The organism is Petroclostridium sp. X23, assembly GCF_030013905.1.
In the GTDB taxonomy this organism is placed as follows: Bacteria; Bacillota; Clostridia; order SK-Y3; family SK-Y3; genus X23.
This window is the reverse complement of record NZ_CP124862.1, coordinates 1,114,720-1,131,769: the sequence shown is the minus strand read 5'-3', so window position 1 is coordinate 1,131,769 and position 17,050 is coordinate 1,114,720. Positions and strand designations below refer to the sequence as shown.

General features: G+C 37.4%; 16 protein-coding genes. 15 read left to right on the top strand and 1 reads right to left on the bottom strand.

Annotated elements, in window-relative coordinates; translation table 11 throughout:
* Positions 1–8 precede the first annotated feature (8 nt).
* The 12 genes from QKW49_RS05695 to QKW49_RS05640 all read left to right on the top strand — a co-directional run bounded on the left by QKW49_RS05695 (position 9) and on the right by QKW49_RS05640 (position 13,582).
* The gene (locus QKW49_RS05695; RefSeq protein WP_282866582.1) at positions 9–773 is read left to right on the top strand and encodes a TIGR03943 family protein; all 765 of its coding nucleotides are present in this window, start codon (positions 9–11) and stop codon (positions 771–773) included.
* A gap of 135 nt (positions 774–908) precedes the next feature.
* Complete coding sequence (locus QKW49_RS05690) at positions 909–2,024, top strand: YibE/F family protein (RefSeq protein ID WP_282866581.1); 1,116 nt, start codon at positions 909–911, stop codon at positions 2,022–2,024.
* 239 nt (positions 2,025–2,263) lie between these two features.
* On the top strand, positions 2,264–3,049 hold the full coding sequence (locus QKW49_RS05685) for an SDR family NAD(P)-dependent oxidoreductase (protein ID WP_282866580.1): 786 nt from the start codon (positions 2,264–2,266) through the stop codon (positions 3,047–3,049).
* A gap of 74 nt (positions 3,050–3,123) precedes the next feature.
* Positions 3,124–3,570: a GNAT family N-acetyltransferase gene (locus QKW49_RS05680; RefSeq protein ID WP_282866579.1), complete on the top strand. Its 447-nt coding sequence runs from the start codon at positions 3,124–3,126 to the stop codon at positions 3,568–3,570.
* A gap of 44 nt (positions 3,571–3,614) precedes the next feature.
* The gene (locus QKW49_RS05675) at positions 3,615–4,082 is read left to right on the top strand and encodes a GNAT family N-acetyltransferase (protein WP_282866578.1); all 468 of its coding nucleotides are present in this window, start codon (positions 3,615–3,617) and stop codon (positions 4,080–4,082) included.
* A gap of 227 nt (positions 4,083–4,309) precedes the next feature.
* Positions 4,310–6,121, top strand: a complete 1,812-nt coding sequence (gene typA / locus QKW49_RS05670; protein ID WP_282866577.1) for a translational GTPase TypA — start codon at positions 4,310–4,312, stop codon at positions 6,119–6,121.
* Between the two features lie 12 nt (positions 6,122–6,133).
* Positions 6,134–7,225 (top strand): endolytic transglycosylase MltG, encoded by a 1,092-nt coding sequence (gene mltG / locus QKW49_RS05665; protein WP_282866576.1) that lies wholly within the window; start codon positions 6,134–6,136, stop codon positions 7,223–7,225.
* 72 nt (positions 7,226–7,297) lie between these two features.
* Positions 7,298–7,960 carry an O-methyltransferase gene (locus tag QKW49_RS05660; RefSeq protein WP_282866575.1) on the top strand — a complete coding sequence of 221 codons (663 nt, stop codon included), beginning with the start codon at positions 7,298–7,300 and terminating at the stop codon, positions 7,958–7,960.
* 325 nt (positions 7,961–8,285) lie between these two features.
* Positions 8,286–9,512 carry a U32 family peptidase gene (locus tag QKW49_RS05655; RefSeq protein ID WP_282868073.1) on the top strand — a complete coding sequence of 409 codons (1,227 nt, stop codon included), beginning with the start codon at positions 8,286–8,288 and terminating at the stop codon, positions 9,510–9,512.
* 136 nt (positions 9,513–9,648) lie between these two features.
* Positions 9,649–11,268 carry a spore germination protein gene (locus QKW49_RS05650; protein ID WP_282866574.1) on the top strand — a complete coding sequence of 540 codons (1,620 nt, stop codon included), beginning with the start codon at positions 9,649–9,651 and terminating at the stop codon, positions 11,266–11,268.
* Entirely contained in the window at positions 11,265–12,449 is a 1,185-nt protein-coding gene (locus QKW49_RS05645) for a Ger(x)C family spore germination protein (RefSeq protein ID WP_282866573.1), read from the top strand. Before QKW49_RS05650 ends, QKW49_RS05645 begins: the two co-directional genes overlap by 4 nt.
* 17 nt (positions 12,450–12,466) lie before the next feature.
* Positions 12,467–13,582: a GerAB/ArcD/ProY family transporter gene (locus QKW49_RS05640; protein WP_282866572.1), complete on the top strand. Its 1,116-nt coding sequence runs from the start codon at positions 12,467–12,469 to the stop codon at positions 13,580–13,582.
* A 187-nt stretch (positions 13,583–13,769) separates the two neighbouring features.
* On the opposite strand, the gene QKW49_RS05635 is transcribed toward QKW49_RS05640, so the two are convergent.
* Positions 13,770–14,093: a hypothetical protein gene (locus tag QKW49_RS05635; RefSeq protein ID WP_282866571.1), complete on the bottom strand. Its 324-nt coding sequence runs from the start codon at positions 14,091–14,093 to the stop codon at positions 13,770–13,772.
* Positions 14,094–14,195: 102 nt separating this feature from the next.
* On the opposite strand from QKW49_RS05635, the gene QKW49_RS05630 reads away from it, so the two are divergent.
* From QKW49_RS05630 to QKW49_RS05620, 3 genes are all read left to right on the top strand, one after another.
* Positions 14,196–15,293, top strand: coding sequence for a GGDEF domain-containing protein (locus QKW49_RS05630; protein ID WP_282866570.1), 1,098 nt, complete (start codon positions 14,196–14,198; stop codon positions 15,291–15,293).
* Positions 15,294–15,496: 203 nt separating this feature from the next.
* Positions 15,497–15,667 (top strand): hypothetical protein, encoded by a 171-nt coding sequence (locus QKW49_RS05625; protein WP_282866569.1) that lies wholly within the window; start codon positions 15,497–15,499, stop codon positions 15,665–15,667.
* 31 nt (positions 15,668–15,698) lie between these two features.
* Positions 15,699–16,814 carry a GerAB/ArcD/ProY family transporter gene (locus QKW49_RS05620; protein WP_282866568.1) on the top strand — a complete coding sequence of 372 codons (1,116 nt, stop codon included), beginning with the start codon at positions 15,699–15,701 and terminating at the stop codon, positions 16,812–16,814.
* Positions 16,815–17,050: the final 236 nt, after the last annotated feature.

Here is a 17,050-nt window from a genome sequence, read left to right as displayed (position 1 = left end):
GGGGAGATATGATTAATAAAGATACATTAATAAAAACATTTATTACAGCAGGGTATGCCGCTTTTATGTTATATCTGTTAATGACAGATAGAATCGCCATGTATGTGCACCCAAAGATGAACCGATACGTATTGGCATGTGCATTACTTCTGATCGTTATCACACTTGTGATTTCAAAAGATCTATTTAGCCATACACATTCACACAAGGGGCTTGGATTCTATAGTATTTTCCTGATACCCTTGCTGCTGGGTTTTTTTATCCAGCCTGTTTCGTTAGCGAGTGTGGTTGCACAAAACAGGGGAGTGACTATTAATAAGAAGGCTACCAATAGCACCGGTATATTGTCAAAGCAAAATGATACTGTTGTTATACAGGAAGTAGACAAGAAAGAATATGAAATGAAAATAAGCGGAGATGAAATCATTGTAACTGATCGTAACTATATAAATACACTTGATAAACTATTTATGGATACAAAAAAATATGAGAATAAAACAATAGAACTTACCGGTTTTGTATTTAGGGATAAAGACTTTAATGATACCAGCTTTATAGCAGCAAGAAGCCTGATTACCTGCTGTGCTGCAGATACCAGTATTGTTGGTCTCATTTGTGAATATAACGATGGTAAACAGCTAAAAAATGATACATGGATCAAGGTAAAAGGAAAGATTAAAGACACATCATTTAATGGACAGCAAATGCCTATGATTGTAGTAGAAAAGTGTGAAGAAATAGAGAAGCCGAAAAATGAATATATTTATCCATAATATAATCTATAGCGTTATAAAAGGTGTAAGCTTATATCACAGCGTACACCTTTTATTTTGTCCTTAATACGAATATACATAATGAAAGATTAATATATATTTAATAAAGGTTGTACAAAAGAGGGGGAGTATCCGATGAAAAAAATATTATCTTTGTGCATTATGATTATTATCATCACTACTTCAAGCAATGCAGAGGTAGTGAAGCAAGATAGTTCGAATATGGTTAAAGTAAAGATTGTACAAGTCGATAATTTAAAAGAGAATGAAATAGAAAAACAAGAAATCACGGCAGAAATTTTAACGGGACAGTTTAGAGGAGAACATGTAGATGTTAGACGTACCATAACGAAATATTCAGTATTTGATTTTAAGCTTCGTGAGAATAGCGAAATTTATGTGCAATTAAATATCGATGATGGAAAAATATTGAGTGCGTCATTTACCCGGGTATCCCGGGAAAAAAGCATGGTGTTATTAACGATCAGTTTTATAACAATATTGATATTATTTGGTATGGGCAAGGGGATTACATCTAGTATTTCGCTGCTGTTTTCGGGATTTATGATTATTAAAGTTTTTATTCCGATGATTATTCAAGGATATGATCCTGTATTTTCAGCTATATGTGTATCCGCTGTAGTTATTTTCATATCTTTTCTATTAATCAGCGGTCCTACCAAAAAGTCGGCAGTAGCCATCATAGGTACGTTAGCAGGTACAATTGCAGCAGGTCTGATAGCAGCTTACTTTAGCGAAATTTCGTATATATCCGGCATCACCGATGATCATACGCAGTTTCTTATAACAGAGTTAGGCTTGGAGATAGATTTTAAAGGCTTGCTATTTGCCGGTATTATTATCGGGACAATGGGCGCAGTAATGGATGTAAGTATGTCTATCGCTTCAGTGTTGGAGGAAATAAAAAAGCAAAATGGGAACATATCTTTTGTGAACATGGTGGCTTCGGGGTTGAATGTAGGAAAAGACATGATGGCCACAATGGTAAATACGCTAGTACTTGCTTATGCAGGAGCATCTATGCCGATGTTTGTATTATTCAGTTGTATGCAATATACGTCAACAGATATTATTAATCTGGAAGTGATTGCAGTAGAAATAATCCGCTCTTTGTGCGGAAGCATCGGTTTGATTTTAACAGTACCTTTTACTTCAATTGTAGCAGCATATATTTTCAGGAACAGTTATCAAAGAAAAAGAAGCAACACAAGAAGTTATAGAAATATATAAAAGTTTGCTTAAATCCATGACAAATAAAACAGATGTAGATAAGTAATGGGTAATTTATATTCTTAGACAATTTTATACCTTTGAGAAGGAAAATAACAAAAGGGTGTAGAATGTATATAGTATTACATAAGGTTTTATGGTTGTAACAAGAAGAGCAGCCAAGCAATCAATCACTTTTGGTACTATGGAAACGTCTTTTGTTTTAAAAGTTTAACGTTAAACTTAAGGAGGAAAAGAATATGTTAATGGATTTTAAAGATTTATTTTCACTGCATAGCATGACTGCAATCGTTACAGGCGGAGCGCAAGGATTAGGCAAGTCCATATGCGAGGGACTGGCTTACTTTGGAGCGAAAGTTGCTGTTGTAGATCTAAATAAAGAGAATGCCAAAAAAACCGCAGATGAGATATGCCGCCAGGGAGGCAGTGCTATAGCTATAGGGTGTGACGTCTCAAATGGACTGCAAGTAAAAGAGGCTGTCGATCAGGCTATTAGAAAATTGGATAAAGTAGATATTCTGGTTGCTAATGCAGGGATTGGAGATAGAAATGCTGCTGAGGATATGACCGTAGAACAGTGGGATAAGGTGATCGATATTAATCTAAAAGGTGTATGGCTATTCAATCAAGAGGTAGGCAAGCATTTGATAAAAAGGGGAGAAGGCGGATGTATTATCAACATGTCATCCATAACCGGTATAGTAGGAATTAAAACAGGAAATGCAAACTATTCTGCTGCGAAAGGCGGAGTGGCAGCACTAACAAGAACGTTGGCGGTAGAATGGGGACAATATCATATACGGGTTAATGCGATTGCGCCGGCGCAAGTTAAGACGCCTTTAGTGAATAAGCTAATAGAATCAAAAGCTGACATAAATGAGTATTTCTTAAATAGAATTCCGCTTGGAAGGCTAGGGGAACCTATAGATATAGCAGGAGCGGCAGTGTTTTTGGCTTCACCTGCAGCATCATGGATTACAGGACACTTGCTGGCAGTAGATGGAGGCAATACGATTATGTACTAAATTCATGCATTGCAACATGATTTGCTTCGTTTCAAAACTATATACTTAGAATTCAAAAAAACGGAGGTTTGTTAATGAGTGAAATTACTAGATTAATAAAATATGAAGAATTGAGTGAATTATTAAACCTTTATAAGCAATTACAACCCGAAGACCCGGATGTTTATGAGAATAAAGCGCTGAAAGATACATGGGATTCAATATATAATGACCCGAATCTTTATTATATTGTAGTTGAAGTAGATGGCAAAATAGTTTCTTCATGCAATATATCCATTATAAAAAATCTTACCCGGAATTTACGTTCCTATGGTTTGATAGAAAATGTCATTACTGACTCAAATTATAAAAAAAAGGGATATGGGACAAAAGCACTCAACAAGGCAGTTGAAATTGCGAAAAATAATAATTGTTATAAAGTAATGCTTCTAACAGGATCAAAAAAAGAAGAGACGCTAAGATTTTACGAACAGGCAGGATTTATAAGAGGGATAAAAGCAGGATTTATCAAAAGTCTGTAAGCTAAACTGATGCTAGGCACCTGTGATAAGGAGGGTATAGTAAAATGAATATTCGTAAAGCGACTATTAATGATATGGACATTCTTATTCAACTTCGGCTTGATTACCTACTGACTGACAAAGGGAATTTAGAGGAAGGAGAGCTAAAAGCAATTCGTTCTCAGTTGGTGACATACTTTACAAAGCATATAAATAACGATTTCATTGCAATATTCGCTGAAATAGACAATCATATCGTATCAACAGCATTTCTTGCAATAGCGGAAAAGCCTGCAAATCCATCATTCATAACAGGTAAGACAGGAACCTTGCTCAACGTCTTTACATACCGGGATTATCGCAGGCGGGGATGTGCCACGAAAGTTATAAGTCAAGTGATTGAAGAAGCGAAGCAATTAGGTGTATCTTTAATTGAACTTTCTGCTACACCGGATGGAGAGCCATTATATAAGAAGTTTGGCTTCGTTGAGGCGGCAACAAAATACACACCAATGAAATTACAGCTTTTTTGATTAATGAAACTATTTTTTATTTAACAGCGTGTGACTACGACGAGATGATTTTGTGAAAAAGTTGATTGCAACATTTTATTTATTGCGGTTATGTTTTGTATTTTTACTACCGCGAGGGAATTTATAATAGTGATCTTTTGCAAGTAAATTGATTGACACTTGCTGTCGGTTAAGCTAAAATGTAATAGATTAAATAAAACTAAGGATTTAAGGGTGATTAAAAATACATGCAGACAAGGGAAAATCTTAGAAATATAGCAATCATCGCTCACGTTGATCATGGTAAGACAACACTGGTAGACGGATTGCTTAAACAGAGCGGTACATTCCGGGACAATGAGAAGGTTCAGGAAAGGGTTATGGACTCCAATGATTTGGAAAAAGAGAGAGGTATCACCATCCTGTCAAAAAATACTTCGGTATTGTACGACAATATTAAGATTAATATTGTAGACACACCGGGACATGCTGACTTTGGCGGAGAGGTTGAACGTATCCTGAAAATGGTGGATGGGGTTTTATTATTGGTAGATGCTTTTGAAGGATGTATGCCTCAGACAAGGTTTGTATTAAAGAAGGCACTATCCCTCAATTTGAAACCTATTGTTGTGGTAAATAAGATAGACCGGCCCAATGCAAGACCTTATGAAGTTGTGGATGAAATCCTCGAACTTTTTATTGAACTGGGAGCGGATGATGAACAATTGGAATTCCCTGTGGTATATGCTTCCGCAAGGGATGGATATGCGATGATGGAGCCGGAAGCGGAAGGTGTTGATTTGAGCCCCATGTTTGAGATGATCGTGAAGCATGTTCCGGCACCTAAAGGGGAGATCGACGCGCCGCTGCAAATCCTTGTCTCTAATATCGATTATGACGAATATATCGGAAGAATCGCCGTTGGAAGGGTTGAAAGAGGACAAGCCAAGTATGGCCAGCCGGCGGTACTATGTAAAAAAGATGGTACTTTTGCCAATGTAAAGATCACCAGGCTGTATCAGTATGAAGGCCTTAGAAGAGTGGAAGTTCCCGACGCAAGTCTGGGAGATATTATTGCAATTGCCGGTATTAATGATATCAGCATTGGGGAGACCATTTGCGATACGGACAAGCCGGAGGCTTTGCCGTTCGTACAGATCGATGAGCCGACCATTTCGATGACATTTACTGTAAATAACAGTCCGTTTGCGGGCAGGGAAGGCACGTTTGTTACTTCCAGACATTTAAGAGACAGATTGTTAAAAGAAGTTGAGACAAATGTTAGTTTGAGGGTAGAAGAAACGGATGCGGCCGAATCGTTTAAAGTTTCGGGCAGAGGAGAATTGCATCTTTCTATTCTTATTGAGACCATGAGAAGACAAGGATATGAGTTCCAAGTATCCCGTCCGGAAGTAATTAATAAAGTAGTAGATGGAAAAGTTCAGGAACCTATAGAATTACTCATCGTAGATATTCCTGAAGAATACATGGGCGTAGTAATGGAAAAACTAGGCGTAAGGAAAGCCGAGATGTTGAATATGACATCGGCCACTTCCGGATATATGCGGTTGGAATTTAAGATTCCGGCAAGAGGTCTGATAGGTTACCGCTCGGAATTTCTAACCGATACAAAAGGAAACGGGATTATGAATCATATCTTCTATGGATATGATGATTATAAGGGAGAAATTCAGGCACGCCAAAGAGGTTCTATTATTGCTTTTGAAACCGGGGAAGCGACGACTTACGGTTTATACAATGCACAAGAAAGAGGCATATTGTTTATTTCTCCAGGAACACAAGTTTATCAAGGCATGGTGGTTGGAGAGAATTCCAGAAACGACGATATGTCGGTGAATGTTTGTAAAAAGAAGCATGTTACTAATATGCGGGCGTCCGGGTCTGATGAGGCACTTAGATTGACTCCTGCAACGATCTTGAGTCTGGAGCAGTCTTTAGAGTTTATTGGGGACGATGAATTGGTTGAAATCACCCCTAAAAATATCAGACTCAGAAAAACCATTCTCAATGCTGAAATGAGGGCAAAGAGTAAGAAGTGAGGAGGTTAAGCGATGGATTTGTCTCCTGAACCGGCAAAGAAAACGCCGAGGCCTAATAAATGGCTTTCATTTTTTCTTAAAAGCTGTCTTATACTGATGGTTATTGCCGGATGTATCACTGCCGGTCGATATGCTTTTAAGATGGGATATCAGTATGTAAAAAAACCTGACAGCTCAGAGAAGCAGAATATACAGTCGGAAGTTGTTGAAGTGACTATTCCGCAAGGTGCTTCCACAAGGGATATCGCTAAGATATTAAAGGATAAGGGGTTAATAAAATATCCTATATTATTTAGGAGTGTGTCCCGAATCAAACATAATGATGGTGATTACCAGCAAGGAAAGCATCAATTGGATACTTCCATGGACTATGAAGCCATTATGAATGAGCTCAAAAAGAATGTGGATAAAAGGGAAACTAAAAAGTTTACGATTCAGGAAGGTTTGGAATACCGGCAGATCGTTGATAAGTTGGTGAAAGAAAACCTGATTAATAAAGAAAAATTTATGGATATCGCAGAAAACGGCGATTTTGACTACGTGTTTTTAAAGGATTTACCTAAGCGGAAGAACAGGCTGGAAGGTTATCTGTTTCCTGAAACCTATGAGATATACGCTGATGCGACAGAAGAGGATATTATCAAGAAAATGCTTGATCAATTTGAAAAAGAGTTCAAGCAGGAATACTATGATAAAGCCAAACAATTGGGAATGACGGTTGATCAAGTAGTTACGCTGGCTTCTATTATAGAGAGAGAAGCGAAACTGGATGATGAAAGACCTCTTATTTCGGCGGTATTCCATAATAGACTGAAAAGTAAGAATTATCAATTGCTTCAGTCTTGTGCCACAGTTCAGTATGTCTTAGGAGAAAGAAAAGAAGTGTTGTCGGAGGAAGATACAAAAATCGAATCTCCATATAACACATATAAGTATCCGGGTCTTCCGTTAGGTCCTATTGCTTCCCCGGGAAGAGAATCCATCAAGGCGGCATTGTATCCTGCTGAAGCAGGTTATATGTTTTTTGTCGCTAATAGCGATGGAAGCCATATTTATTCAAAGACCTATGCTGAGCATCTTAGCGCAATGAAAAAAGTTAAATAGACATTTTACTGAATGGAAGTGAGTATCATGACTCGCTTCCATTTCATACATATAACCGAATGGAGCGATCTCATGATTGATGACAATATTAATTATGACTATGTAACAGAATATATTAGAAATACTATTGCAAAAAATGAAGGTTTGCTTAAAGAGATGGAAGAATACGCAAAGGAAAATCATGTTCCGATTGTAAATCCTGAGGTAGCGAGCTTGATCTTAGTGCTGGCAAAAATGATAAAACCTTCGTACATTCTTGAGGTAGGGACTGCGATAGGATATTCGTCTATCTTGTTATCCCAGGCATTAAAGCCCGGAGGAAAGATTATCACTATTGAAAGATATGAAAAAATGATTGAGATTGCAAAACAAAATATTAAAAGAGCGGATTTGGACAATACTATTGGTATTATGGAGGGTGAGGCGGAGAAAATTCTCGCTGAATTGGAAGGGGAATTCGATTATATATTTGTGGATGCCGCGAAAGGACAGTATATGGAATTTCTGCCCCACTGCCTGAGGCTTCTAAAACCAGGGGGGATTTTGGTATCCGACAATGTGCTGTATAAAGGAATGATTGCGACAGATAAACTGGTTGTGAGGAGAAAAAAGACCATTGTAAAAAGATTAAGAACCTATCTAAGTACGATATGCAATCATCCTCAATTGGATAGTACTATTATACCTATAGGGGACGGGGTGGCGGTGTCGCGTAAAATAGCTAATAGTGAATAATGGACATTGGACAACGTACAATGGACAATGTACAATGAATAGTTAGTAGTAAATAACGAATAGTCAATAATGTACAATGTACAAGACTACTGACAAAGTCCGATTTAGCACGCAGAAGGAGTGAAGCTTGGGGACGGACCTACTGCTGCACTTGTTTTTTAGGGAAGCTGTAGGCCTGTCCCCATGCTTTGCGACTGACCAATCAAGCACTTTTTCAGTGATTTTGGATAATGGACAACAAATAGTTACAAATAACGAATGAATGAGCAGTGAATGGTGGAATTTGTTGGGTTTATTAGTGATGAAAATGAGGTGACGTGCATTGATGAAGAGACCGGAATTATTGGCGCCGGCAGGCAATTTGGATAAATTGAAGATGGCTATCCTTTATGGTGCTGATGCTGTATATCTTGGCGGTGAAGAATTCGGATTGAGAGTGGCTGCGGATAATTTTAATATGGAGCAGATGAAGGAAGGGATCGCTTTTGCTCATGAAAGGGGGAAAAAAGTATATGTAACGGTAAATATTATCCCTCATAATGAGGATTTAGAGGGTCTTCCTGAATATATTGAACAAATACGTGATGCGGAAGCTGATGCGGTGCTCGTGTCTGATCTTGGGGTATTTTCCATTGTGAAAGAGGTTGCTCCTGATTTAGAAATCCATATCAGTACGCAGGCGAACAATACAAATTGGAGAAGCGCTCAGACTTGGTATAAGCTCGGAGCCAGCAGGATTGTATTGGCACGGGAACTGTCGCTTAAGGAAATAGAGGAAATACGGGAAAAGCTTCCGGATGAGGTAGAGTTGGAATGTTTTGTACATGGGGCAATGTGCATATCCTATTCCGGACGTTGTCTACTCAGCAACTATATGGCCAATAGGGATGCAAACCGCGGCGCGTGCGCGCATCCTTGCCGATGGAAATATTACCTGGTAGAAGAAAAAAGACCGGGTGAGTATATGCCAGTTGTTGAGAATGAAAGAGGTACATTCATATATAATTCAAAAGATTTATGTACAATACAATATATTCCTGAGCTGCTGCAGAGTGGTATCACCAGCCTTAAGATTGAAGGACGGGTCAAGAGCGCCTATTATGTAGCCACAGTGGTTAAGGCATACAGGCAGGCGATAGACTCATATTTGGAGAATCCCGAAGGGTATGCGTTTAATCCGTTATTATTGGATGAAATCAAAAAGGTAAGCCACCGCGAGTATACGACAGGATTTTATTTTGGGAAACCTGGTAGCAGCGAGCAGAATTACAGTACCAGTTCCTACATTAGGGGATACGATATTGTAGGTATGGTGAAAGGATATGATAGTGACACCGGCATTGCTACAATTGAGCAGAGAAACAGGTTTTTTGTGGGAGATGAAATCGAGATTGTTCAGCCGGATCGGCCGCTGTTTAAGACAATGATCGTAAAGGAAATGAAGAATCAGCAGGAAGAAGCCATTGATGTGGCCCCTCATCCCCAGATGGTTTTAAAAATCCCCATGGATGAGCCGGTTTCTCCTCATTCAATTTTACGAAAGAAAGCTTGATCTTAGTCTGGTAACACCCCATCGGTATGCGCATAAACCGGTGGGGTTATTTTTATGTCCAAATAACCGGAAAATTCATAAAATCATCTCAAAGCACCCATACTATCATTAAAGTAATAATAAAAGGTGAATTGTAATGTTCAAACGGATAAAAAACCAGATTAAATATATGAACTACTTGCAGCAGAGTCAAAAATCTAAAAATAAAAAAGAGAGATATGTAGATGATGAGTGTATCATTTATAAAAAAATAGAAGCCAATTTATCAAGCTTGAAAAAAATTCTAGGGGCAAGTAATGATATTGTGTTCAGGGAATTTAATATTGGTAAATCAAAGCCGACAAAAGCATTTATTTGTTTTGTAGATGGGATGGTAGATAAGAATACAATAAACCAGAATATACTTAAAAGCTTGACGTTGGAGGCAGCCAATACCTACTATGATAACAAAGACAAACCAACAAATCTATTTATGACTGTGAAAGAAAGTATATTAAGTGCAGCGGAGGTGAGCGAAACCACCTCGTTTAATGATGTTCTTGATGGGATTATGTCCGGCGCGACGCCCTTATTTATTGATGGCTATGATAGAGCTTTAATTATTGGATTACGAGAGTGGCCGTCAAGGGGAGTGGAGGAGCCGGATACTGAGGCAACAGTACGTGGGCCAAGGGAAGGGTTCACAGAGACACTTCGTACCAATACCACCTTGCTAAGAAGAAAAATTAAGACCCCCAATTTCATTATTGAGTCTTTCAAACTAGGGAAGCAGACCCATACGGACGTATGTATTGCCTATATGAATGGAATTGCAGACTTGAAGATTGTGGAAGAAGTAAGAAGAAGGTTAAACAGGATTGATACGGATTCAATTCTGGAATCTGGATATATTGAGCAGTTTATCGAAGACAATCCGTTTTCACTGGTTGCAACAGTGGGAAATTCAGAAAAACCTGACCGGGTTGCGGCAAAACTATTGGAAGGAAGGGTAGCGATTCTTTGTGACGGGACACCTTTTGTCCTTACGGTACCTTGCTTGTTCGTTGAAGCGATTCAGGCAACGGAAGATTATTATGCACGGCCCTATTTATCATCACTGTTAAGGATATTAAGGCTGGGAGCTGTCTTCGTTACATTGATGACGCCGGCAGTCTATGTAGCGTTAGCGACCTTTCATCAAGAGATGATTCCTACTGTTCTTCTGATCACAGCAGCTGCGGCCCGGGAGGGAATACCTTTCCCGGCTTTTATAGAAGCACTGTTAATGGGCGTCGTATTTGAAATGCTAAGAGAGTCCGGTGTCAGGATGCCCCGTCCTATCGGGCAGGCCGTTAGCATTGTAGGTGCTTTGGTGATTGGAGAAGCTGCAGTGCAAGCAGGGATTGCCAGTGCTCCTGTGGTAATTATTGCGGCAATTACCGGTATATCAAGCTTTATCGTACCGGCTTTAATAGACTCCATTATTTATTTTAGGCTTTTTCTTTTAATATTGAGTGCATCCTTTGGGTTATATGGCATCGTGGTAGGGATGATGGTGATACTGGCTCATTTGTGTTCATTGCGATCCTTTGGTGTTCCTTATCTTACACCCTTCGCACCCACCGTATGGAAAGACTTAAAAGATTCGTTCATTAGAGCGCCATTATGGCTGATGCAGTGGAGACCAAAACTGATCACAAGGGAAAAATCCATAAGACAGGAAGCTGACGCTAGGCCAAAGAAACCTGACAGTGATAAAGGTGGTGGATACAGTTGAAAAAGAAATTTTTATTCCTGTTGCTGTTCTGTATTCTTTTTTTATCGGGATGTTGGGATCGGAAAGAACTGAATGATATAGGGATTGTACTGGCAACCGCAGTAGATAAGGACCGGACTGAGGGAAAAGTTTGTGTGACTTCCCAAGTGGTAAGGCCGGCAGCATTGAAAATGCAAGGGGGAGGTAATGTGGTACCGGTTGAACTGATTTGTGGTTCAGGAAATACAATCTTTGAAGCTATCAGGAATATGACAAAGCAGTTTGACAGAAGGGGATATTATGCCCATAATAAGGTGATTATTATTGATGAACATCTTGCTAAAGAGGGGCTTGAGGTATTTATGGATTTTTTTGAAAGATCCCAGGAGTTACGGCGCTTAAATTGGGTTTTTATTGCCAAGAATACAATAGCAAAGGAAATATTGGGTGTTGAGCATGGCATAGAAAAAGTTCAGGCAACCTATTTGGAGAGCATGATAAAGAAGCAGACCTTAAATTCTGAAGCAAGTGTTGTTGATTTGCTGGAATTTATAAAAAAGGCATCGGGTAGCGGTATTAGTCCGGTGATGGGTGTGATGGAAATACAAGAACAACCCAATTTTCCTGTTGAAGAGAAAAAAGGAAATATCACTAAAGGAGTCAAGCTTTCGGGGACAGCGGTATTTAAAAAGGATAAATTAGTGGGTTATTTGGATAGCGTAGAAACGAGAGGTTTTAACTGGGTTAGCGGAAAAGTAAAAAACGGGGTTATAAATGTTCCGTCTCCTATGGAAAAAGACAAATTGATTTCTATAGAAATAAAAAGTGCAAGCAGTAAAATAGAGCCTATAATAGAAGGAGAAAAAATTTCCTTCAATATCGAAATAAAAGAAGAGGGAGATATCGCTGCACAGCAAAGCAATATCGATACTTCGGATATAGAAATATTCAGAACAATAGAAAAAGAGCAGCAAAAGGTGATAGAAAAAGAGGTTAAAACGGCTATTGATAAGATACAAAAAGTGATGGGTTCGGATGTTTTGGGATTTGGAAGTGCCATAAGTAAGAAATACCCAAAAAAGTGGGAGGAAATCAAGGATAATTGGGGAGAGCAGTTTCCGGAAGCAGAGTATACAGTTTCTATAGAGACTAAACTTAGAAGAACAGGACTCATATCAAAGCCGATTAAACCCGCAGAATAAAAGAAAGGATATTTAATATGAAGTTTGATATGCGCATCAGCAACTATCAGCTGTTTACTTTATTGATTATGCACTCATTAGGAAGTTCAACCATTTTTGCACGGGGCATAGGAGCAAAGCAAGATGCATGGATTGTTGAGCTGGTTGGCCTTGCTATCGGGTTTGGCATCATATGGATTCATACTGAGCTGCAAAAAAACTATCCGAGAAAAAATCTTACTGAAATCAATATTACACTGCTTGGAAAAGTTTTTGGTGGAGCTCTTACCATTCTTTTTGCAGGGTATTTTATTTGGGTATCGACATTGAATTTTAGTGAGTTTGCTGAACTGATTTCCATAACAGCGCTACAGACAACGCCCATTTTGGCTGTACAGTGTATCTTTATACTAGTAATCATCTATTACACTTTTAAAAATATTGAGGTGATGGGACGCACAAGTGAAATTCTAATGCCGTATGTAATGTTGTCCCTTATATTGTTATACATTTTGATAGCCGTATCGGGAAGGATAAATTTAAAAGAGCTGCAGCCGGTACTGGCAAATGGGATGATGCCCGTTCTAAAAGAGGCCTATCCTAGATTTTCTACTTTTCCTTATGGGGAAGATGTAGTCTTTTTAATGTATTACTGCTATGTAAATAAAAGTAATGATATCCGGAAATACGCATTTTCCGCTATTTTTATGCTGGGTATCATCCTTGTTATTTCAACTACCACTATTATCACGGTATTGGGTGTTGAATTCGCTACATCCTCAACAATACCTTTGATAGAGGTGATCAGGTTGATTAGAATTGGGGATATTATTACAAATATTGATGCCATCGGCGTAATCGTCATCTTTATCGGTGGATTTTTTAAAGCTATGCTGTTTTTTTACGGATCTGTACTGGCTTTATCCACACTCTTTAAAATAAAGAGGGAAGTCATGATTATTGTAATGGCTGTGTTCCTGGTTTGGTTCAATCTCGCTAAAATACCTAACTTTGTTTATCACCGGTTTGTGGGAATAAATTTTACTGTCACCTATATACACGTAGTTTATAACATTTATATTCCGTTTCTTTTACTTATGGTTATATGGTTGCGGAATCTAAATAAGAGAAAGGATGATACGTCATGCAAATAATAGAGATCATGCAGAAATCCGGACTGTTCCCAAGTGCCTTATTGTTGGCGGGATGGATGTGTATGGGAATTTTAGTTTTAATGATTATATACTATGCTTTTATATATATTATAAAAGCAATGATCAGATAAAAAAGGATACACTAGTGCCAGTATCAGTAGAACTGGATAAAATCCTTTTTTTAGTTTTAGTGCGGCTGCTTAATGCTCATTAAAAAATATCTGAAGTTTTCGAAATCCGTTTTATATATGCATCCTTTTCTATCAGCATAAAGCACTTCTTCAATATTTGCACCAAGGAAACCAGGAATCATTAATGCTCTGCCTATGCAAACCAGTTTAGTAAATGGCGCCCTAAGTGCGAGAGCTTTAAATATATGATCTTCTCTTGCAAGTCCACCGGCAAAGACCCTGTCTATAACATCATAGTCTTTTGCAGTAAGGATTTGTGCATATTCATGTGTTTTTGCATTTATGTGAAAGATGAAAATTATACTAGAATAATTAGTCATAATAAAAGGTTTTTGTCAACATCTGTCGAACTATTTTATTATAATAAATGATTAGGTAATAGAAATGATTTGATCATGTCTGATATATTTTAGGAGGTCATAATGGACAACATTTGGCAAAGCATACGAACAAAAATTCCTAAACAATATAAGAATGAATTCGAGAGACAGCTGATAAAAGATAATTTCTCCAGGCTTGCCATCTTTACAGTTTTATTATTTTTTACAGAGTGTATTGTTTATTTCATACTCGAGACTCCTTGTCATTCAGAAAATGCGATTTCACCCTTTCTTATTTCTAATATAGTATTGATACCAATTATTATGTTTGTCAATACGAAAATAAATACTATCAATATCTACCTAGCTAAAGCAGTTCAATATATCTATGCAATAGCTGTATTGCTGCTCGGAATGTTTTTGGCTTTAATGACTCAAGGAGAAATTGATTTGATACATATGTATTTAATGGCGGTTTTTGGCATCACACTGATGATTAATATGATGCCTATAGAAAGTTGTATTCTAATATTCTCTGCTTATTTGGGTTTTTCATTTTTACTGCCATATTATCAGGAAAATCAGGAGATAGTATTTATCATAAGGCAAAACACACTGATATTTAATATATTCACTTGGCTGCAGTCAAGAATAATGATAAGCATAAGATTGTCATTATTTTTAGATAAAAAAACAATTCAAGAAAAGAACCTTAAACTTGAGGAACTGGCGAAGAGAGATGCTATGACAGGGTTAATGAATCATGCCGTATCTTTTGAGATTTTAAAAGAGGAGATGGACCATGCAAGGCGTAGGGGATGCCCTCTATCACTTATTATTGCCGACATTGATAATTTCAAGGAAATTAATGATAACTACGGGCATTTGAATGGAGATCATGTAATTATAAAGGTAGCAGAAACAATTGTTGATACTGTTGAATCTACAAATATAATTGGCCGCTATGGTGGAGAAGAATATATTATTATAATGCCGGATACCAATTTGGAAGCAGCTCGAATGGTTGCAAAGAAAATTCAGTCAGAAATAAAGAGCGTAGAATTTGAAGTGAATGAAAGAATAACTTTAAGTGGTGGAATAAGTCAGTTTTCTGGAGAGTCCATAGATGAGCTAATAAGGACTACTGATGAAAAACTATATAGAGCTAAAAAATCAGGAAAAAATAGGTTTGAAATATAATATATATTATTTACAAGTAAAAAGCTAATTTTGTATAAAGTGGCACTCGTACCGGTATAGTGCACCTTTTGTGTGGGAACAATGTAGTATGAAAATAGTACCCGCGTTGGAGGTGCACTTTAGAATTATAATAAAAGATTACAAGGGCTTATGATTAATAACTACTGCGATATTTTTATTTATGTCTGCCCGGCTTTTTTTATATGCAAATCATTGAAAATGATAATTTGATACAGCAGGTGACAAGACACAGAGCGATAGATACTACGCTCAAAATGATTAGAGGGAATATCTATGATAGAAATATGATTCCTTTTCCAGATAGAGAAGATAAATTGTATATTAAGGACAGGACTGATATCAAAGCCGATTAAATCCGCAGAATAAAAGGAAGGATATTTTAATATGAATTTTGATATGCGTATCAGCAATTATCAGTTGTTTGCTTTATTGGTTATGCACTCATTGGGGAGTTCAACCCTTTTTGCAAGGGGAGTAGAAGTAAAGCAAAACGCATGGGTTATGGAGCTGATTTCTCTCACAATGGGTTTTGGTGTTATATGGATCCATACGGAGCTACAGAAAAGCTATCCGAGAAAAAATCTTGCTGAAATCAACATTACATTGTTTGGGAAAGTCTTCGGTGGAGTCCTTACCGTCCTTTTTGCCGGATATTTCATGTGGATATCGTCTTTAAATTTTAGTGAGTTCTCTGAACTGATTTCCATTACAGCGCTTCAGACAACACCTATTTTGGCTATACAATGTATTTTTATACTGGTAATCATCTATTTCACTTTTAAAAATATTGAGGTGATAGCACGTACAAGTGAAATTTTGATGCCTTATGTAATGCTATCTCTCATATTATTATACATTTTGATAGCGGTATCGGGAAAGATAGATTTAAAAGAGCTGCAGCCGGTACTGGCAAATGGAATCAAGCCGGTTTTAAAAAAGGCCTTTCCCGAATATGCTGCTTTTCCTTATGGAGAAAATGTAGTGTTTTTGATGTATTACTGCTATGTAAACAAAAGTGATGATATTCGGAAATACGCGTTTTCTGCTATTTTTATGCTGGGTAGTGTTCTTTTTATTTCAACTACCACCATTGTTACGGTATTGGGTGTCGAGTTTACAGCTTCGTCAACAATACCTTTAGTAGAAGTTATCCGGCTGATTGGCATTGGTGATATTATTACAAATATTGATGCCATTGGCGTAATTGTTATCTTTATCGGTGGATTTTTTAAAGCTATGCTGTTTTTTTACGGATCTGTACTGGCTTTATCCACACTCTTTAAAATAAAGAGGGAAGTCATGATTGTTGTGATGGCTGTTTTTTTAATTTGGTTTAATCTTATTAAAATACCGAGCTTTGTTTATCACCGGTTTTTGGCAACAGAATTTACTGACATCTATTTACATCAAATTTATACTATTTATGTTCCTTTCCTTTTACTGGTGGTTATAAAGTTGAAAAATCTAAATAAAAGAAAGGATAATTCTATATGGAAATAATAGAAATATTTGAGAAATTCGGGGCGTTTCCGGGTGTCTTAGTGTTAGGAGGATGGCTTTGTATGGGTGTTTTAGGTTTAAGCATATTTTATTATGTTTTTATGTACATAATAAAATCCATAGTTAGAGTGAAATAGGCAGTCTACCCGAATTTTCATTTAGCCCTGTGACTTATATATTTCAATCAAATCTTTTGAGAGGATACTCAAATTTTATTTAGTTAAAATCTATCTATA